The organism is Bdellovibrio sp. HCB117 (genome assembly GCF_047305915.1).
Lineage (GTDB): Bacteria > Bdellovibrionota > Bdellovibrionia > Bdellovibrionales > Bdellovibrionaceae > Bdellovibrio > Bdellovibrio bacteriovorus_B.
This window is the reverse complement of sequence record NZ_CP178622.1, coordinates 891,340-908,798: the sequence shown is the minus strand read 5'-3', so window position 1 is coordinate 908,798 and position 17,459 is coordinate 891,340. Positions and strand designations below refer to the sequence as shown.

General features: G+C 45.4%; 18 protein-coding genes. 6 read left to right on the top strand and 12 right to left on the bottom strand.

Annotated features, from left to right (window positions below; genetic code table 11):
• Nucleotides 1–14: 14 nt before the first annotated feature.
• Nucleotides 15–806 (bottom strand): metallophosphoesterase family protein, encoded by a 792-nt coding sequence (locus tag ACLWBD_RS04430; protein WP_413569698.1) that lies wholly within the window; start codon nucleotides 804–806, stop codon nucleotides 15–17.
• A gap of 9 nt (nucleotides 807–815) precedes the next feature.
• Here ACLWBD_RS04430 and ACLWBD_RS04425 point away from each other — a divergent pair, with 9 nt between their 5' ends.
• The 3 genes from ACLWBD_RS04425 (at nucleotide 816) to ACLWBD_RS04415 (ending at nucleotide 2,852) form a co-directional block, all read left to right on the top strand.
• A complete protein-coding gene (locus ACLWBD_RS04425; RefSeq protein WP_413569696.1) occupies nucleotides 816–1,700 on the top strand; it encodes a diacylglycerol/lipid kinase family protein in 885 nt (294 codons plus the stop codon).
• Nucleotides 1,701–1,797: 97 nt separating this feature from the next.
• The gene (locus tag ACLWBD_RS04420; protein WP_063208846.1) at nucleotides 1,798–2,019 is read left to right on the top strand and encodes a hypothetical protein; all 222 of its coding nucleotides are present in this window, start codon (nucleotides 1,798–1,800) and stop codon (nucleotides 2,017–2,019) included.
• A 65-nt stretch (nucleotides 2,020–2,084) separates the two neighbouring features.
• The gene (locus tag ACLWBD_RS04415) at nucleotides 2,085–2,852 is read left to right on the top strand and encodes a hypothetical protein (RefSeq protein WP_413569694.1); all 768 of its coding nucleotides are present in this window, start codon (nucleotides 2,085–2,087) and stop codon (nucleotides 2,850–2,852) included.
• Here ACLWBD_RS04415 and ACLWBD_RS04410 read toward each other — a convergent pair.
• Nucleotides 2,849–3,313 (bottom strand): hypothetical protein, encoded by a 465-nt coding sequence (locus tag ACLWBD_RS04410; RefSeq protein WP_063208842.1) that lies wholly within the window; start codon nucleotides 3,311–3,313, stop codon nucleotides 2,849–2,851. The two genes, ACLWBD_RS04415 and ACLWBD_RS04410, sit on opposite strands and share 4 nt — an antisense overlap.
• Before the next feature lie 143 nt (nucleotides 3,314–3,456).
• Between ACLWBD_RS04410 and secG the strand changes: the two genes are divergently transcribed.
• Together secG and ACLWBD_RS04400 are read left to right on the top strand one after the other, a co-directional pair.
• Entirely contained in the window at nucleotides 3,457–3,852 is a 396-nt protein-coding gene (secG, locus tag ACLWBD_RS04405; protein ID WP_413569692.1) for a preprotein translocase subunit SecG, read from the top strand.
• Nucleotides 3,853–3,893: 41 nt separating this feature from the next.
• Nucleotides 3,894–4,700: a TonB family protein gene (locus ACLWBD_RS04400; protein ID WP_063208838.1), complete on the top strand. Its 807-nt coding sequence runs from the start codon at nucleotides 3,894–3,896 to the stop codon at nucleotides 4,698–4,700.
• A gap of 275 nt (nucleotides 4,701–4,975) precedes the next feature.
• On the opposite strand, the gene ACLWBD_RS04395 is transcribed toward ACLWBD_RS04400, so the two are convergent.
• Genes ACLWBD_RS04395 through ACLWBD_RS04385 form a run of 3 tightly spaced genes read right to left on the bottom strand, consistent with a single transcriptional unit; the run spans nucleotide 4,976 to nucleotide 8,561 of the window.
• Complete coding sequence (locus ACLWBD_RS04395; RefSeq protein ID WP_063208836.1) at nucleotides 4,976–6,052, bottom strand: phosphatase domain-containing protein; 1,077 nt, start codon at nucleotides 6,050–6,052, stop codon at nucleotides 4,976–4,978.
• 32 nt (nucleotides 6,053–6,084) lie between these two features.
• Complete coding sequence (locus ACLWBD_RS04390) at nucleotides 6,085–7,647, bottom strand: penicillin-insensitive murein endopeptidase (RefSeq protein ID WP_413569689.1); 1,563 nt, start codon at nucleotides 7,645–7,647, stop codon at nucleotides 6,085–6,087.
• Between the two features lie 56 nt (nucleotides 7,648–7,703).
• Nucleotides 7,704–8,561 carry an alpha/beta hydrolase gene (locus ACLWBD_RS04385; RefSeq protein ID WP_063208832.1) on the bottom strand — a complete coding sequence of 286 codons (858 nt, stop codon included), beginning with the start codon at nucleotides 8,559–8,561 and terminating at the stop codon, nucleotides 7,704–7,706.
• A 9-nt stretch (nucleotides 8,562–8,570) separates the two neighbouring features.
• Here ACLWBD_RS04385 and ACLWBD_RS04380 point away from each other — a divergent pair, with 9 nt between their 5' ends.
• Nucleotides 8,571–9,497, top strand: coding sequence for a CorA family divalent cation transporter (locus ACLWBD_RS04380; protein ID WP_063208830.1), 927 nt, complete (start codon nucleotides 8,571–8,573; stop codon nucleotides 9,495–9,497).
• Here the strand turns inward: ACLWBD_RS04380 and ACLWBD_RS04375 are convergent.
• From ACLWBD_RS04375 to ACLWBD_RS04345, 7 genes are all read right to left on the bottom strand, one after another.
• Nucleotides 9,494–10,315, bottom strand: coding sequence for a class I SAM-dependent methyltransferase (locus ACLWBD_RS04375; RefSeq protein WP_063208828.1), 822 nt, complete (start codon nucleotides 10,313–10,315; stop codon nucleotides 9,494–9,496). The two genes, ACLWBD_RS04380 and ACLWBD_RS04375, sit on opposite strands and share 4 nt — an antisense overlap.
• Nucleotides 10,316–10,353: 38 nt before the next feature.
• Nucleotides 10,354–12,279 carry a DUF4105 domain-containing protein gene (locus tag ACLWBD_RS04370; protein ID WP_413569687.1) on the bottom strand — a complete coding sequence of 642 codons (1,926 nt, stop codon included), beginning with the start codon at nucleotides 12,277–12,279 and terminating at the stop codon, nucleotides 10,354–10,356.
• 153 nt (nucleotides 12,280–12,432) lie between these two features.
• The gene (locus tag ACLWBD_RS04365; RefSeq protein WP_155722587.1) at nucleotides 12,433–12,924 is read right to left on the bottom strand and encodes a DUF3015 family protein; all 492 of its coding nucleotides are present in this window, start codon (nucleotides 12,922–12,924) and stop codon (nucleotides 12,433–12,435) included.
• A gap of 121 nt (nucleotides 12,925–13,045) precedes the next feature.
• A complete protein-coding gene (locus ACLWBD_RS04360; RefSeq protein WP_413569685.1) occupies nucleotides 13,046–13,990 on the bottom strand; it encodes a DUF429 domain-containing protein in 945 nt (314 codons plus the stop codon).
• Complete coding sequence (locus tag ACLWBD_RS04355; protein WP_063208822.1) at nucleotides 13,936–14,928, bottom strand: galactokinase; 993 nt, start codon at nucleotides 14,926–14,928, stop codon at nucleotides 13,936–13,938. Before ACLWBD_RS04355 ends, ACLWBD_RS04360 begins: the two co-directional genes overlap by 55 nt.
• Entirely contained in the window at nucleotides 14,928–15,920 is a 993-nt protein-coding gene (locus tag ACLWBD_RS04350) for a DUF4340 domain-containing protein (protein ID WP_413569683.1), read from the bottom strand. The genes ACLWBD_RS04355 and ACLWBD_RS04350 overlap by 1 nt, the downstream gene beginning before the upstream one ends.
• Complete coding sequence (locus ACLWBD_RS04345) at nucleotides 15,920–17,458, bottom strand: GldG family protein (RefSeq protein ID WP_413569681.1); 1,539 nt, start codon at nucleotides 17,456–17,458, stop codon at nucleotides 15,920–15,922. The genes ACLWBD_RS04350 and ACLWBD_RS04345 overlap by 1 nt, the downstream gene beginning before the upstream one ends.
• Nucleotide 17,459: the final 1 nt, after the last annotated feature.

Sequence of the window (17,459 nt, the reverse complement as noted above, 5' to 3'; positions counted from 1 at the left end):
TGAAAGCCGAGGCCTTACAGGTTTATAAATGGCTCCCATCTGACGGACTTGTGCACTTCGCCCTTCGGGATCACAAAACCTTCCTCGGAAAGAAAATACGTTTCAATATTCACACCCGCATTTTCAGTGGTGATAATATGAAAGCTATTAACCTCTCCGCGCAAGCGATCTGATGTCGCGCTTCCTGCAGATATGTGCAAAATCTGATGGCCCTCTTCATCTTTGACGGTGGCCACCCAATTTAAGTGCGAATGCCCACTTAAAACCAAATGCGGCTTCAGAGCCAAGACTCGATTCGCCAGATATTCAGGCTGGATGCGAGCCAGGTCTTTAGGTTGAAACAAAGGATGATGGCATGCAATCACCCGCAGGGCCGAGTCGGGAGCATTTGAAAAAGCCTTTTCCGCACGTTCGATATCTTTTTTTAAAATTCTCCCTTCCACGGGACGAAAAACGCTGGCCGTACGAAATCCCACGATCACCATTTCGGGATCTTCAAAAGTGTCAGTCGTCACACTGCGGATAAAACGATTGTAGTTTCTCAAAGGCTGCACCAGACGCGCGACGAAATTGTACAAAGGAATATCGTGATTCCCCGGAATCGTTAATACTGGAAAGGGAGACCGTTTGATGAACTCGGCCGCGGCCTGATATTGGCCTTTGCGAGCCCGTTGGGTCCAATCCCCCGTCATGACGATCAAATCCAACTTTTGTTGTTGAGCCGCCAAAAAATTTTCAAGCGCCTCAATGGCCGGAGGATGAATGCGCCCGAAGTGGAGATCAGAAATATGCAGAACTCTCTTCATCGAAATACTATGAAAAAGATCCTCGTGTTGGTCAACCCCAAGGCTCGTCAAGGCCACTTGGTCGAGGAGGAAATCACGGCGTGGCTGAAAGAAAACGGCTATGAGGTGTTGGATCACAAGAGCACACCGAAACGTCCGATGACAGAAGTTATTGATGACTTCGCAAAAGAAAGTCCTATCGTGCTTGTCTCGGGTGGCGATGGTTCCGTGCGCGAAGCCTTGCCGGCTCTGATACGCCACAACCTTCCATTGCTTTTAATTCCCTCAGGAACCGCCAATAACTTAGCTCGAACTTTGAATATTCCAACAAACACCAAAGACGCTTTGGAACTTTTAAAAACCGGACAGATCCACATCGTTGATACCGGCATCGTGAATGGCATTCCATTTATGAACGTAGTTGGATTAGGTTTAAGTACTCAAGTCAATCGAGTCGTGCAAGCAGACCTCAAGCGCTGGTTGGGTGTTTTTGCATTTATACTCACTGCTATCAAAGTATTATTACGAATGACACCCTTTTGGGTTCAATTGGAGTTCGATGGAAAAACCCACAATGCTTTTTCATGGCAAGTCAGTATTTGCAACGGAAGAAATTACGGAAACGGCCTGGTCATTCACAAAGACGCTTCTTTAGAAGACGCCACTTTACACGGTCTTAGCACCGAAACAAAAAAATGGTGGCATTCCTTTATTTTAATTCCCGCTTTGATCACCGGGAAGTTCAAGCACGAGAATGATGTAACAAGTTTTTCAGGTCAGACAATTCAACTTCGCACCAAACGCACCATGCACGTGGACGTAGATGGTGATGTGCGCACAACCACACCTCTTAAAATCCGCGTGCTACCTCGGTCACTCCGTATTTTTATTCCCGTGGAATCAAATCAGACCTAACTCTTATTTTTAGTTTCAATTGCATAATAAACAGGACCTTTTCTGATTTCGCCGGAGGCATTTGTTAGAATAAGAAATGTCATTTGAGGAGGTTCCTATGGCTGATAAGTATATCAATAATATTCAACCGGTCTTCACCACACCTCAAAAGCCTATCGACAGGCCCAAACAACTTCACACAATGGAAGGACCACCTGAAGAATACATCAACGAGTATGATGGCAAGGGCAAAGTGCCAACACCTGAAGAGAGCAAGTCCTCATCCTCCCCGCCCGGAGAGAACTTAAAAAACGAAGACAAAGACAACTTCTCTCATTAAAAAAGGCGCACAGTGAGTGCGCCTTTTTTATTTGCTTTCAATTTATCAGCAGCATACAAATTCGTATGCGTATTTTATATTTTATATTTTTTCTTCTATTTCCTCTCATCGCTCCGGCACAGACTCCGGTCTCTGAACCGGTTGCAGAAACACAAACAGAATCGGTAACTCCTTCGGCGCAAGAAGAAAAAGAGGCAGAAAGAAGCCAACTTGAAAAGATCGCCTCGTCGACACTGGGAATCCTGGATGAGTCTCGAGTCAACCGCCAAGAAAATAAATATTTCGTGATCGGCGACTATGCGCCGTTTGATCTTTTAATTCCAAGCAAATGGGGCGTGACGGCGGGAATCAATCAAGGTGCGCAGAAATCCTGGGAGCTCGAGTTCATGCAAGGCTCTTTAGCACTGCCTTTTTTCGTTGATGATTTGGGAAAGATGACAGAGCGACGTATTTCTCTGATTCGTCGCAGTTATGGTAACAACAACAGTTTTCACTGGAGTTACGGCATCACTTACTTCTCTTTCAATGCGCAATTGGGAAATGAATTTATTGACGCCATCAGCGGCTCTTATCCTGACGCCGAAGTTGTGGGTATCGAAGCCTGGGGATTCAATCTCGCTTTTGGCAATCGATGGACCATCAAAAAGAACTTTACGATTGGTGTGGACTGGTTTTCTTGGGCGCAACCCATCCACGTATCAAAACGCGATGACGACTATATCAACTATGCGACTAACAACGAGTACAAGGACGAGGTCAATACCACATTGGATATCGCCTCTTACTTTCCCCGCTTTACGCTCGCGAAAATTCAGCTGGGGTGGATGTTCTAATCCAGAATCCAGTTTTTATCTGATTTGTGAAACTTGAAAACGCCTAAGGGTTGAGATTCCACTTCGCCCTTATCCATGCCTTGTTGAACAATCAATCCGCGGGCCTCGCTAAAATTAAAGCGACGGCTTTTGCTGGCATCCACCCGAGAGGCAATTCCTAAAAGTGTGCGACGAAACTTCAGGGGATAAGTCTCGACCACCACCGACACCGTGGCCAGGGTCTCACTTTGCATCTTCACCTCTTCCACAGAAACCTTGGAATTGTCTTGAATGAACTGTGTATAGGCTTGATGCAGCCATTGGGATTGAGAAAGGCTGTCGTCGGCCTCTTGCTTAATTTGCTCAGAAAATTTCTTTTCAGCGAGCTCTAGTGCCTTTGTTTTAAGCACTTTTTCATCTGAGGTGCAGGCCGTAAGGAATTGGAAACTTAAAAACAGAAGGACGATCAGAGTTTTTTTCATAAGCCTTAGTCTATAGCGTGGCTTAAATTTGAAAAGACCAGCTCATGACATAGAGCATCAATGTCTTGGATTTAGGGCACTTTGGGGTGGACGAAGACCCCTGTTTGTCCCTATATTCAGGGATCTTTGGGAGATACTAGAAAATGACTACTTTCATTGGAATTCTTCATATCATCGTTGCTTTGGTCTTGATCGTTCTTGTTTTGATTCAAGATTCTAAAAGTGATGGCGCTCTTGGTATGGGTGGCGCTAGCGGTTCAAACTCTTTGTTGGGTGCAACGGGCGCACAATCTTTGGCTGGTAAAATGACAGTTTGGGCAGCAATCCTTTTCGCGGTTAGCTGTTTGACGTTGTCTATTTTGACTTCTTCTAAAACTAAATCTGTTGTGGATTCTTTGCCTTTGCCAACAGCTCCAGCTGCGGCTCCTGCAACAACAGAAGCTAACGGTGCAGCCGCGGTTCCTGCGGAAACTCCAGCAGCAACAGCAACTCCTGCAGCTTCTCCAGCCGCTACACCGGCTGCTTCTCCTGCTCAGTAATTTTAGTACATCTTCAAAAAGTTCTTCGCTATAGTTTCTCTATGGCGAAGAACAACTGGTTGATTTCCACTCTGATTATTTTAGGTCTTGTAAGCGTAGGTCTTTCTCTTTTCGTAGCAACACAAACCGAAAAGCAAAAGCCTGGCTCTCGCCCCTTAGCGCGTATTGAACTCAATCTTGGCAAAGTCTTCGTCTTACGCAAGAACCTCACGCAAAAAGAAACTCTCACGCGCAAGTCGACACTCTTCGCGTTGGATTCAGTCGAAACCGGCGTGGATGGCGACGCGACCATGGAATTTGATTCCGCCTACCGCATCCGCATTCCTGAAAATTCACTGATCACAATTGATGAAGAAAGCGATCGCATCGTTTTGATTTTAAAAAGAGGCGACCTGCAAGTAGAAAACTTCGGCCGCGAAGGCAGCGTGTACATCTCTAAAGATGGCATCCGCTGGAGCGCCACCGACTACGAAATGAACTACAAAAAACAAGCTCCGGCAGAAACTTTGCCAGACCTAGCCCCTGCAGAAACAAGTCCGACACAACCCACACCCAACATTCAAGAAGGCCTGACTTCTGAGTTCATTCAAGACACCTTGAAAACTCACCGCGGCTCATTCTTCAAATGCTACACCCAACTCCTACAAAAAACTCCCGGAGTCACAGGACAAGCCTCCATCACCTTCACCATCGAACGCACCGGAAAAGTCAACCAAGCCGAAATAGCATCCTCAAGCATCAACGACGCCGGTTTCAAAAAATGCCTGCTAGAAGCCACCCGCCGAGTCGAATTCAAATCCTTCAACGGCGACCCCATTTCCACAGTCTTCCCTCTGCGCTTCGAATAAAGGCACCTGGTTCCTTTTCAACACAAAGGGAACCAGGCCCCAAAACGCACGAAGCCCAAAAATGGATTCCTGTCGCAGTTATTTCCGATAACGTTAGACCTTAACGAAGATTTTTATAGCTAAGAGTTTTTTATAGTTCATACGAAGGACGGCCTTCAGCGGGGCCTGGATGGCCCGAACCGGCGAAGCCGGCGCTGATTGAGCCCGGACGGCGTGCCGACCGCAGCTATGAGCTATAAAAAACTCTTAGCTATAAAAATCCCTCGTGCAAGCGACTAACGATAGTCGTGAAGATAATCAATCCGCTCAGGAATCCAAGGCTCGTGGACTCCTTCCATTTCGTACACTCTTCCATCCTCAACAGTTTTTTCTTTCAGCGGGCTAACAGAAGGTTCGTAAGAGTTGTGCAGCAATCCCTTTTCGTTGAAGAAAGGTTTCACCTCTTGATAGGCTCTTTCGCCTAAGACACCGCGACGGATGAATTCGTCGAAGCTTTTCATGAGTTCTTCAGGTGTGTAACCGTAATTGTAAATCATGTCTTGAATGACGCCGTAAATTCCATCAAGGCCTAAACGATGATCTTGGTAAAGATCCAACGCCACTTGAAAAGTATTGTAGGTCGCTAACGTGCGACGCCCGAACTTCAAATAGTAATCAGGGTCTGTATCGGTCGCAAGATTGATGTAGATTTTTTCGACCGGATCTTGCTCTGGAATATTCGCTTGCAAATCTAAGATGGTATTTACTTGTTCACCGGTGACATTCAAACCTTCTAATGTCGTGCGAATGTCGTGAGCCCCCAAACGTCGCGAACAGATATCGGAATAAAGATTATAGATGATCGCATCCGTTTCGCTATCATCTCCCCAACAGATTTGACGAACGTTATCGGCAAGTCTGGTTCTCAGTTGCATCAAGGCTTGAAGTTTGTATCCCACTTGTTTCGTCAAACGCCAGAAGCGGCCCGGACGAAGATTCGCCAAGTTGTCTTTATAAAAACAACCAAACGGTCGAATATTATCTAAAGAGAATTTTTCAGAGATGCGCTCTTCCATTTGCGGAGGTGAGGCCGTGATGAAATAAATCGGAAAGTACATATAGCCTTTTTGTTGCTTACGGTACTCCGACAAAGACTGCATCAGCACGTTGGTGCCAGGAATGTTTTTCTTATTTAAGGCGCGCTCCAGAATTGTGGTCATCAGACCCGAAAGCGAATCAATGGTCGTGTCGAGATAAGTTTTATCCAAATCCCAGATAAAGACTTCTTCGTGACTCTTTTCCATTCCTTCCGATACATACCGGAAGAAAACCACGTCCCCATTCATTTCACTTCGATCACGCCAATCAGCCATAATCTAAAGTGTGTCAGTCTAAAAGGGATTCGTCAAAAACAACCCGAACCGTGAGAGGGCTCTGCCATTTGGCGGCAACGAACCTGGGCGCTCGAACACTTCACTCGTAAATGGAAGTGATTGTGATGGTCGGTGTCGGCGATCAAACGGCGCAAGGTTTCGTAAGCCAGACCTTCGTTTTTACCCTTTTGCAGCTCACCATTTTTGATAGCTATATTGCATAGCGATTTCTTTAAAACCTTATGAATAAAGATTCGGTCAATAAGGTTGGTCTTTACCACATGCTTAAAGAGCTTCCACTGTTCTTCTTCCATCCAATTTGCATGAGGTTTATCAACCGCCACTGCCGAAGCAAAGAAGCCTTGAAAAGACTTATTGTTAAAGAAAAGGGCTACGTCCGCATCCAAACCATTTTGATGTGATTTGTGGGATCCAAGCTTTCCACCTTTTTCACGAGACAAATCCCCGATCGACATCACGTAACCGGGAATTTCTTTTTTTGTGAAAAGACCCATCTGCGCCACGATGTAACCCAACTCATTTGTTGCAAAGTGAGTCAAACGCGCCGGACGCATGACTTTAAAACCCGCAGGCTCATGAGTCTCTTGATAGCGCAACATGTTCATCGCGTTCTCGAGACGACCTTGATTCACAGGCCCAATGGCCTGACTGACTTTTTTAATCTCAGGTTTTGCATCCGCAGCTGGTTCTTCTTTTTTAGGGTCCTCTTTTTTCGGATCATCCTTCTTGGGAGTCTCTGGGCGAGGAATAGGAACTGGAACCTTTGGAGTCTCCGTTTTAGGCGGTTCTTCTTTTTTAGGTTCTTCCTTCTTAGGCTCATCCTTCTTTGGAGTTTCCGGACGAGGAGCAGGAACTGGCGCTTTCGGAGTCTCCGTTTTCGGTGGCTCCTCTTTCTTGGGCTCTTCCTTTTTTGGTTCTTCTTTTTTGGGCTCTGGCTTTACATCCAAAAGATTTTCGATATCTTCTTTGACACTGCCGACGTACGAACCCAGATCGCCATCGACCTCATCGGCACCACCCTCGGATTCCAATTCCTCTTCGGTCTGTTCAGGCGTAGTCGGCTCTTCTTTTTTCTCTTCCCCAGAATCTTTCTTAGGTGCTTCTTGATGAGACTCAATTTGGTGATGATAGATCAAACCATCGGCATACAAGTAAATATCGATAAATGAAGAATGACAGGTGCCTTCCTCGCTTAAGCAGGTCGCTTTAGCTGCTAACTTCACACCTTGAGGCAAAGACACCTCTTTACGGGCACTGCGCAGATTAATGAAGCCCTCTTGATCCACCAACCCTGCTAGATCCACATCAATCATTTGCAACGACTGTCCTTGAACGGGCAGATATTCAATTTTACCTTTGAGAGTCATGGCCTTCGTTGTCGGATCAAAAATAACATTGGTGTCCACCAAACGAGTCGCCCCGCGAGCAATTTTATAACCGTCTTGTTCGACCACCGTAGGGCGCGGCGGTTCATAGGTCGTAACCGGCGTTGAACCCTGGTCGCGCTGATCGGGAGCACAGGCTGTGATTATTAAAGGAAGCGTAAAAATAAGAGTAAAAAGACGGCTCTTCATCCTGCGCTCTCACTTGCAGGAAGCATGCTTTCTAAGATGCAATAAAAGAGCTTTGACTACTTAGACACTGTCAAAGTTTTAGATAGGTAAGCCAATAATTGATCCCGAAGCTCGCCATTACGAAGCTCATAAAGGTCTCCATGATGTCCGCCCGGAATCACCCAAAATTCTTTGGGACTGCGAGCTGCCGCAAACATCTTCTCGGAGTTCTTAAGCTCTACCGCGTAGTCGTCAGCTCCATGAATAAAAAGAAGCGGTAACGGAGAAATGTCTGCTAAAGACTTCGGTGCATAGTTGTCACTGATCACAAAGTAGCTGATAGGTTGAAGGGGCCAGGTGAACCAGCGACGGCTTAAAACATTGCGTGCCATTTGCTGGTAGGAAGAAAAGCTCGCTTCGATAATCACGTTTCGAATGGGAACTTCATTTTTAATTTCTTCTACGGTTCGTAAGGCGACAATCCCACCCAAGCTATGACCATAGATGATCAAAGGACGAGAATCTTTTTTTAGATGCAACCATTCGGCAGCAGCCATTCCCGCTTCAACGGTGCTTTCTGGCGAAGGTTTTCCCGTAGACAGACCGTAACCTGGATAATCAAAAATAAAGTAGTTATATCCCTTGGCCGGCAGCCAGTGGAACATCAAAAAGTGCGACGTTAAGTTTTCGGCATTGCCATGAAAGAAGAGCAAAGTTCCTTTGCTTTCTGTCACGGTCGTTGCGGGGAAATACCACCCATGAATTGTGTTTCCGCTTTGCGTTTTCAAAAACACATCTTCAGGCTGCATTTTAATCTTCGCCGGATCAAAAAGTTTTTCCTTCATAGGAAAATAGAAATACGACTGGCAGCCTGTCAGAGACAGCAACGCAATGCATTTCAAAAAGGTACGGCGAAGCTTAAAAAACTTTGTCATACTGGGATCATGAAACGGTTTGAGCACCAATGGCAAGATTTTAAGTGGGTCGACTGCGAAGCTCCTTCGCAGGAAAATTTCGTTCAACTTGCAGAAGAGTTTCCCATTCCGCTCCAGGTGCTTTCCAGTTGTTTAGATCCGGAGCACTTACCGACAGCCGAGTTCTATGAAAAATGCTTAATGATTATTTTGCGTCATCAGGATTTACAGGCCAAGCCGAAAGCCGCCACGATGCAAGAGCTGACAACAAAGCTGGTTCTCTTTATCGGGAAAGACTTCGTGCTTTCCGTTCACCGCTCGGCCCTTCCATGTACATCCGAGAAAAAAGACAAAGCCGCTTTTGAAAAGCACACGCTCAATTCTTTAGTAAAAAATCTAGTTCTTCAGACCATTAAGAGTTTCGATATCCCTTTAGACCATTTGGATTCGAAGACGGATATTATTGAAGAACGCGTCTTTGCGTTAAAGCGCAGAAACATCCTACGCGAAGGTTATACAATCAAACGCAAAGTGTCCTCGTATCGCAAAGTTTTTAAGTTCACCGCCGATATTCTGAACAAAGTTAGCAATGAAGTGACCATCCCCTTACGCGATTTAAATCACGTGCGCGAACCCTTAGAAAAGTTAATTTTCTATGCGGACGGGATCCATGAAGAAATCACTGGCCTATTAAATCTTCATCTGTCGTTGATGTCACAGAAAACCAATGAAGCCTCTTATCGAACGAACGAAGTCATGCGTGTACTGACCGTTTTTTCGATCTTCTTTTTGCCTTTGAATTTTATCGCCGGTATTTACGGAATGAACTTCGACAATATGCCTGAGCTGCATACCCAAAACGGTTACTACATCATTTTAAGCGTGATGCTACTGGTGGTGATCGTAATTACTTATTGGATTTTCAAAAAAGGTTGGCTTAAAAAAGACAACCTTTAAGTGTACGCCTTGGCCTGTACGAAAGAATAATAAAATACGGCATTGGGATCACTGGCGACCTTTGCCATCTCATCTTTCATTCCCTGAACGATCTCGTCCGAAACATACTCTGCTTCCACCAACTGGTCACTGGCACTTAAAAGAAGTTCCGTCCAGTACTCAATACAATCCTTACGTGCTTGCGGAGAGCGATTGTCCAAGTACCAAGTCTTCACCTCGGTTTGAATGTCTTTATATCCTAGTTGCATCAAAAAATTCCCCAGCTTCGCTCCCACAAAAGGATCCCCTTTTTGAGTCAGCTGATACTCGTTAAATGCCATCCAATATTTGGAAACATTCGGAGAATAAGGGTCCAAGAAGAAAGAAGCATTCATCACCTCGGTGATATAAATCACCGAGCCGGGACGAAGAACGCGGCGAACTTCCGAAAGCACTCGTATCGGATCAGGAACATGTTCTAGGATCCAACACAAAAATGCGCCGTCAAACGCGTTCGCAGAAAATTTCATCGAAGTCGCATCCATCTCTTGCAACTGAAAGCGGCCATTCGCAAAAGGCATTTGTGATAGATGATATTGAGCCGCTTCCAATTGTTTGGTACTGCGATCAATACCCGTCAAATTCAAGTCAGGAAAACGGCGCAGAATAATTTCGCTTTGTGCACCGACACCACAGCCGACTTCCAAAAGATTTTGTACGGAAGCCAGATTGATATTTTGATAAACCGTGTATTCGCCAAAGCGGGCTTGCTTACGCAAACGCTCTTGTTCGTCTTTGGAAAATCCGTGCAAGTAAGGAAACGCCGTGGACTGCGACATACAAAAAGCTCCCTGAAACAGTGGAACATCGAGAATCGTCAGTAATAATTAAACAGCTGAAGACTCGTTTCCTCAAGGAATCTCTCATTGCGATAAGACGCTCGGACACCGAAGGATTTTGTGAAACTGTATTGCGTTTCTATTTGGCTTCTAAAGTAATCCTGCTTGTTCCACGCCGAGTCACGACGATAGTAAAGGCCGCCCTGCCATAACCACCACGCATTCACTTTATAGTGAACTTCCAAAAGAGGCCCTGCACCCACCCAGAAATTGTTATCTGCCAAAGAAGGCCCGTAATGCACTTCGCCTTGAACCTGAGCCGTGATGTCAAAAGTGCCATAGTCAAATGTCCAACCACCACCCAACTTCATAACGCCTTCATGCGTGGGCAGAAAGTTTTCATTGCGAGTTCTTTCGATGCCTAACTTAAATCTCCAAGAGTGGTCTGGAATCAAAGAAGACCAGGGACTGGCAGAAACAAGTTCAAAAGCCGCGAAATTTTCAAGCTCAAAACGTTTTTCATCGGGATTGTTGTAAGAAGATCCATAAGAAAAACCCAAATCAAAAAAAGTGATTTGAGAATAAGTTGGATATCCCCATGCCGGATCTAAACGGTCGTGCAAAGCAAAGCGATGAGTCAGAAGTGCGAGATCCTTATCTGCAGTGTCGTGCAGATACCCAACACCCCAACGACCTGAAGGATGCGCCAAGTGCGGACGCTCCTCGGGCGCCGGGTCGATTCTAATAATTTGAGGTTCTACGGAAATTTCGCTGCGCTTTCCTAAAACCCGCATCTTCAGCTGCGCTTCTCGCCCCGCCTCTTGCACCTCTTTTGAGTATTGAAAATCAATGAAGTCGATAAACGCATCTAAGATTTTAGCTTGCGATTCGGGCGTTCTGTCTTGAAAAGACTTTCCATAAATAATTTCGTCTTGCGTGCGGATTTGGTGAACAAGTTCGGCAAATTCTTGCTGCTCTTCTTTATTCAGAATTTTTCCGCGCTCAAAGTAAACCTGACGAATGGAAGGACGGTATTTATAACTCTTAATTAAAGAAGTCTTCGTCCAAAGAACACGGATCGTGTCTGCCGGGATCACATAGTGGTCCAAGTGAGCTAAAATATCTACCTTCGGATCAGCAGCTTCCAAAATAGAAAGCATGTGGTATGAGCAGTTTTCAGTCAGATACCAGTAATCAATCTGGGCCGGACCCAATTCCCACACGTGAGCGACCAACATCGAAACCGCGCGAGGCTTGATATCCAGTTCGTACTCCCACAAATCACGAGACTCGGCATTATTATACTCGCGAACCTTATAATAATAAGGAATGGCGCGAAACTGCCCGGGGAAAAGACCGAAGAGTCCCTTAAAGCCATAAAGGAAGGCGTTATTCGTGTCGGCTTCTGCCGCATAATTAAGGCCGTAATCCAAGAGCTCGTGCCGTTGACCATCTTGTCCTGCCGCTTTATTCACTCGCAAAAACGTGTGGCCGAAGGCAGATGACGGGTTATTTAGGTAGTAACTTGAAAAAACCAATGAAACCGACTCACCCTGCATACCTTTTGCAAAAGAAAGATAGCGATCACACTTCAAATCCTTCCAAGCAATGCTTTCATTTTTAAGATGATCTTTCAGCCACTGATAGCGTGCGGGAAACTTGCATTGCGCATGTTCGTTCACGTCCGCAGAAGGCTCTTGAAAGAAGGCCTGAATTGTTGCTTCCAGTTCGGCATGAGGATCTTTTTTTCCATTGGCTGACAAGAAGAAATTCGGGCTATCGATCTGACTTTCTGTAACAAAGAACGTGTCACGTTCAAAGTGAAGAAGCTTTTTCCACTGGCGGTCCTCTGAAAGTTTTTTAGCTTGAGAGATTTGCAGCACTTTCGCCGCTAATGATGAATCTGGGATTGGCGAGGCTGACCAAGAATGTACAAAAAGAAGAGGAAGTAACGACAAAAGCATAGAACCATCTTTCTGGCTCTGTACAAATTTGACAAGAACTATCCTTCAGGGAGTTCTTTTTAAGCTATATATAAAAATCAGTAACAGAGAAATAAAAAACGCAGTGACCAAAGCCACTGCGTTTCAAATTTCCTCACTAAAGGAAGCTAAATATTAAGCGCCGCAAACGTTGTTTTGAGCAACAACTGCGTTGATGTTAGCTTCGATAGCTGCAGGTTGCATGTTTGTCTCAACGAAGATTTTATTGTAGTTCTTCTTCATTACAGGAGCAAACGCTGAAGAGTTGCAACCCATCAAGTTAGCAAGACCTGCCAAAGTTTCACCTTGTCCACGAGCTGCGTCGTTAGCCAAAGCCAATTTGTTCACTTCGATGAAAGCAGGAACTTCGCGACCTGATTTGAAGATACCGTCTTGTTGACAGTTCAATGTACCAGTAGAGATACCGAAAGTTTGAGAACCAGAAGTTCCGTTAGTAGTTGCCGCAAGAACTTGGTTGCCATCAGAACCCATAACGATAGAACCGAAACCACAACCTGCTGAACCATAACCTTGGCCAGAAACTTGTGACAAAAGACCGCTTTTCTTTTGAGCGTGAGCAACACCAGATACCAACAATGCTACAAGAACTACATTTACCAATTTCACTGAAAACCTCCGTGTGTGATTTGGTTAGACATCCAAAATTGTGAAATGACTTTGATGCGGAGGCAAACAAAAACAGGGCTAGTTTAAAAAACGAGCCCCAAAAAAACTTAAGAATTATGTTTCAAAAAGAATCCCACTTGATCGAAGGCTTCGGGAACTCAATCCAGTCTTCGCGACGCGGGAATCCCTCAGGTCGAGCTTCCGTTAATCCTTTAAACTGCAAGAACGCCGTGAGCGCACATATAAAGGATTCAAAGGCATGATTATTTTCGATCATCAATTTCACGTCTTGATCATAGACGAAAGCCACGTTGTGGGAGCTCAGGGCATTTAAGATCTCACGACGGCTTTCGTCGCCGCCGATGGAGTGCTTATGAAAGCGCAAGTGGCTTTTCATCACGTTCAAAGAACGCCCGACTCTCCAGACCGATAACTTCGGAAATACCTCAATACATGGCATGACCAAACGCCGTTTGATAAACATGGCGCGAGCCAACAGAGGAGCGGTGTTCGCCCCCATTGCGTGTTGAAGATTGAAAGGCTCTTCAAGCTCCGTTGAAAGATAAAGCTCAACGCAGCGTTGGGTGTACGGAGTAAAGAGCTTGCGCGGTTTCTTTTTTTTATGCTGCTTGCGGGTGTAATCCCACATCCACTTCACATGTTCTTCCGGACATCCCTCAATGCCAGGACAGTGAGGAACACAGCGCAAACAGAATGGCGGATTGAAAGGCACATCAAAAGCGACGCTCTCTATTTCTTGGTGATACTGCTGGATGATCTCCAGGATTTTAAAATCTGCCGAATGCACTTCATCGCTTTTGATTTTTTCAACGAGCCGGGAAAGAAAGACTTTTTTGTGCTTGGGATAGTATTCAAGAACTGAAACACAGGCTTTGTCGGATTTGCCACCGCTAAGGGAGACTCCAATAAAGCGGTGCACCTCACCGGCGTGAGATGCCGTGGAAGAAGCTGCCGTTTTTTTAACAGCAGACTTCTTCGTCGTTTTCTTTTTTACAGAGGATCGACGGGTTTTGCGTCCATCACCTGAAAGCCGGCTTCTTGGCATGCTTGAGCGACCCCTTTGCGTTTGTCAGGAGGACACCAGACTAGAACACAGCCACCGCCTCCTGCTCCACAAATTTTAACAGCCTCAGCCCCATTTCGCAAAGAGACTTCCGCAAGCTTATAGATCTCAGGACTCGAAAACTCGGGAGCTAAACGCACGCGCGCATCAAATTCCCGTTTAAAAAGTGTGCCAAGTTCATTCCAGTTGCCAGCTCGCACCGCATGCTCTGTCTCAATAGCGACAACCTTGAGGTCACGCAATGCTTGTAAGGTGGTCGCGTCTTTGGCCACCGAGTCTTTCATCACTTCAAAGTTGTTAAGACCCGAATGATGCGCTTTTCCCGTATAGACCAGCATGAACTTTTCAGCCAGCGGCGAATGACTGACTTTCATGACATCTTGTTCAACGCCATCATAGCTGTAACGAAGAACATTAAGACCACCGGAAGCCGCCGGGTAATAATCTTGAGTCCCTGTCGGAGTATTTAAAATTTCAGCTTCAATATTGTGAGCAGCATGCACCATTTGATGAATGTCTTTGAAGGGCCTTCCACAAAACAGAGAAAACGCTTTCATCAAACTGATCGTCAAGCTAGAACTTCCGCCCAAGCCACCCCCAACTGGACTGTCCGAAGAAGTTTTCAAAGTAAAACCTTTTGTCGGCATCCAGTAACGAAGCTGCGTCTGCAACAAAATCATTCTGGGATCGGTGTCGGAAAGAGCATCGACCAAATTCGTATAAGCTTTTTTCAATTTCAAATCGACGGATTCAAGTACAATCGTCGAATCATCATGAGGAGTCAGTTCCGCCGTCGTATAAACGTCAATGGCGACATTCACCGTGGAAGCTCCATTGATAAACAGATACAGAGGCCACAAATCCAGTGTGCCCCCTGCTAGATCCACGCGTGTTGGTGATTTGACAACAATCTTTTGCATTACTTCTTTTCTTTCTGGCCAGCCATGGCTTGTTGCTGATCTTCACCTTCTTTGGTTTCCGGTTTTGAAGGTGGAGTCTCTTTTAAGTCATCCGGTGACATTTTAATAAATCTATCCAAAGCCCCGGCTTCCATCTTCATCTGGAAAGCCGGATCACTGACCTTTGCATAAATCAGCAGATCAGGAGCCTGAGTCACTTCTGCCTTCCAGGATTTATCCGCGATTTGTAAATCCATAGTGAACAAGGACTTTCCCGCAGGAATTTTCTCTTTGTTAGCAAGAATCTCTGCCGCTTTGGCTTCAGCGATCGCGCTCAGGACTTCACGCACCTTGTTTTGATCAAGCTTATAATCTTTCTTCGCACCGACAAGCTGCCAAACACCATCGACCCTTTTAAGTTCCATCGTGCCTTTGGAATTTTTAAGTTTTAGAACATCGACGCTTGCAATTTTGTGACGAAGAAAGCGACGGTCCCTGAAATCCGAAGCCGTTTTATTTGCGCGGTTCTGCCATACCGAATTCACAATCAGCACACGATTTTCATTTCCGCGGCGGGCAAAAACATTTTCTTCAAAATTTCTTTTATTGGAAATCTGAAATACATTTTCTTTTCCATCAGAGGTTTTGAAGGTGATTTGCGCTAAGGGCTTATCCAGACCGTACATGGCCCAGTCAATCTCTCCCCCCTCGCGCGCCACTTCGATCACTCTTTCCGGGAAGACGTTTTTAACAAAATCATCCGCGACGGCATTGTCTGCGAAGTCTTTAAGAGGTTCGATCAATTCCCATCCATCCACACTGCGTTTCAGAACGATTTTTTGTTCGCCTTTCAGAATTTCAAAAGAGTCGACATGCTCGAAATTCAGAGTCATAAGACGGGCTTGCTCCATATTCGTATCTTCGGTTTTTTTATCACGAAGATAGTCCCAGTAAGCGTAACCACCCAAAATCAAAAGACACAGAACAAGAATCGTACGACCTTTGAGTTTCATTAGGCATTTCTCCTTCTAAGATAAAGACCTACGCTGGTTCCTAGTAGTAGCAATGGCAATGGAATAATAAAGGCAAACAAGAAGACGCCGAACTTCGTTTCGGTAAGCAACATTTGCGTCGCCGCCGGGTCCTTCGGAGTAATGCTGATCAGATTTTCTTCTTTAGCCAACGCCGCAATGGAATTCAAAACCAAGTCGCGGTTCAGGTTTTGATAAAGCATCTGATTCGACATGAAATCAACGTCCCCGGCGATGATCGCCGAAAACTGTTTCGCATCTTCAGGAGTTCCTGGAAAGCGTCCAACGACCTCGTCAACCAAAGCAAAGCTGCCTTCAGGCCCATCGCCTGAAATTTTCATGCTTTGGAAAGCCATGCTGTTTGCGGGAGTTTTTACGATCTCTTCGACAATCATGGTTTCAGGCACTTTGCCTTTTTTCAAAGACTGTGGATAGCGGAACAAAGTCACCTCACTACGAGCAAAACTTTTCGTGATTTGATTTGTTTGCGAGAACACCCCACCGACTGTAGGACCTTGATTGATACCACGACCCATGACCGTATCTACAATCGTCATCACGTAGTTGTTCTCAAGTTGCACTCCCAGTTTACCAACAAGTCCATCAAGTCCTGCCGAGTTCTGGGATTCTAACGCTAAGAAAAGGCTGCCACCTTTTTTTAGATACTCTTCCAAAGCGGTGATTTCAAAAGCTTGAAAGCCTTGGATAGGACCAGCAATCACGATCACGTCGGCATCATCCGGAATCTTTGGATTCTGAATCAGTGGCAGCTCTTTCACCACGTACCGATTGTTTTCAAGCATTAGTTTTAAAGAGCCAAGTCCCAGACCTTCTTTGCTGTCATTCAAATCTTTTTCGCCGTGGCCGACAGTGAAGTAAATCGTCTTTGTTTTTTCGCGAGTTACTTTTACAAGAGCACTCGTAAATTCTTGCTCATCAATACGCTCAACACGGTTGCGACGACCTTTGTAATCCAAAAAGACGACACCGCTTCCTTTATCCACGCCATACTCTTGAGCCAGGTCCGGTCGTTCATTCACTTCAACAAAGTCCAATTGAACTTTGGAACTTTGATCCTGGTACTTCTTGATCAGTTCGCGGAACATGCGACGGTTTTCTTCATTTCCTTCCACACCTTTTTTGTAAAAAAAGAGAACTTTCAAATCAGAATCCAAAGATTTGATCAGCTTTACCGACTGTTCTGACAAAGTGTTAGATTGAGCGGATGAAAAGTCCCACGTTTTATAGTGCTTCACGCCTAGGTAGTTCACCAATGCCAACACTGCCAGCATAAGCACAATCAAGACACCCATGCTCATGCCTTCTTTTGTCGTCTTCATAACGAAGAACTCTTTAAAGAAAGCGCGATCCTTCGCTAAGCCCAGTCCTAGGAAAAACACCGCCAAGCCCAACGCCAACCAACAAAATGGCACCCAATCACCAATCAGGTAACGAGTGATCGACATAGACACTAAGGAAATACCAGCAAAAAGAAATGCGATTTTACCAAGTTTGCTCATG

What these genes read in the sequence shown, in the direction of transcription:
- ACLWBD_RS04430 (WP_413569698.1), bottom strand. Translation starts at nt 806, where the DNA reads ATGAAGAGAGTTCTGCATATTTCTGATCTCCACTTCGGGCGCATTCAT.
- ACLWBD_RS04425 (WP_413569696.1), top strand. Translation starts at nt 816, where the DNA reads ATGAAAAAGATCCTCGTGTTGGTCAACCCCAAGGCTCGTCAAGGCCAC.
- ACLWBD_RS04420 (WP_063208846.1), top strand. Translation starts at nt 1,798, where the DNA reads ATGGCTGATAAGTATATCAATAATATTCAACCGGTCTTCACCACACCT.
- ACLWBD_RS04415 (WP_413569694.1), top strand. Translation starts at nt 2,085, where the DNA reads ATGCGTATTTTATATTTTATATTTTTTCTTCTATTTCCTCTCATCGCT.
- ACLWBD_RS04410 (WP_063208842.1), bottom strand. Translation starts at nt 3,313, where the DNA reads ATGAAAAAAACTCTGATCGTCCTTCTGTTTTTAAGTTTCCAATTCCTT.
- secG (WP_413569692.1), top strand. Translation starts at nt 3,457, where the DNA reads ATGACTACTTTCATTGGAATTCTTCATATCATCGTTGCTTTGGTCTTG.
- ACLWBD_RS04400 (WP_063208838.1), top strand. Translation starts at nt 3,894, where the DNA reads ATGGCGAAGAACAACTGGTTGATTTCCACTCTGATTATTTTAGGTCTT.
- ACLWBD_RS04395 (WP_063208836.1), bottom strand. Translation starts at nt 6,052, where the DNA reads ATGGCTGATTGGCGTGATCGAAGTGAAATGAATGGGGACGTGGTTTTC.
- ACLWBD_RS04390 (WP_413569689.1), bottom strand. Translation starts at nt 7,647, where the DNA reads ATGAAGAGCCGTCTTTTTACTCTTATTTTTACGCTTCCTTTAATAATC.
- ACLWBD_RS04385 (WP_063208832.1), bottom strand. Translation starts at nt 8,561, where the DNA reads ATGACAAAGTTTTTTAAGCTTCGCCGTACCTTTTTGAAATGCATTGCG.
- ACLWBD_RS04380 (WP_063208830.1), top strand. Translation starts at nt 8,571, where the DNA reads ATGAAACGGTTTGAGCACCAATGGCAAGATTTTAAGTGGGTCGACTGC.
- ACLWBD_RS04375 (WP_063208828.1), bottom strand. Translation starts at nt 10,315, where the DNA reads ATGTCGCAGTCCACGGCGTTTCCTTACTTGCACGGATTTTCCAAAGAC.
- ACLWBD_RS04370 (WP_413569687.1), bottom strand. Translation starts at nt 12,279, where the DNA reads ATGCTTTTGTCGTTACTTCCTCTTCTTTTTGTACATTCTTGGTCAGCC.
- ACLWBD_RS04360 (WP_413569685.1), bottom strand. Translation starts at nt 13,990, where the DNA reads ATGCCAAGAAGCCGGCTTTCAGGTGATGGACGCAAAACCCGTCGATCC.
- ACLWBD_RS04355 (WP_063208822.1), bottom strand. Translation starts at nt 14,928, where the DNA reads ATGCAAAAGATTGTTGTCAAATCACCAACACGCGTGGATCTAGCAGGG.
- ACLWBD_RS04350 (WP_413569683.1), bottom strand. Translation starts at nt 15,920, where the DNA reads ATGAAACTCAAAGGTCGTACGATTCTTGTTCTGTGTCTTTTGATTTTG.
- ACLWBD_RS04345 (WP_413569681.1), bottom strand. Translation starts at nt 17,458, where the DNA reads ATGAGCAAACTTGGTAAAATCGCATTTCTTTTTGCTGGTATTTCCTTA.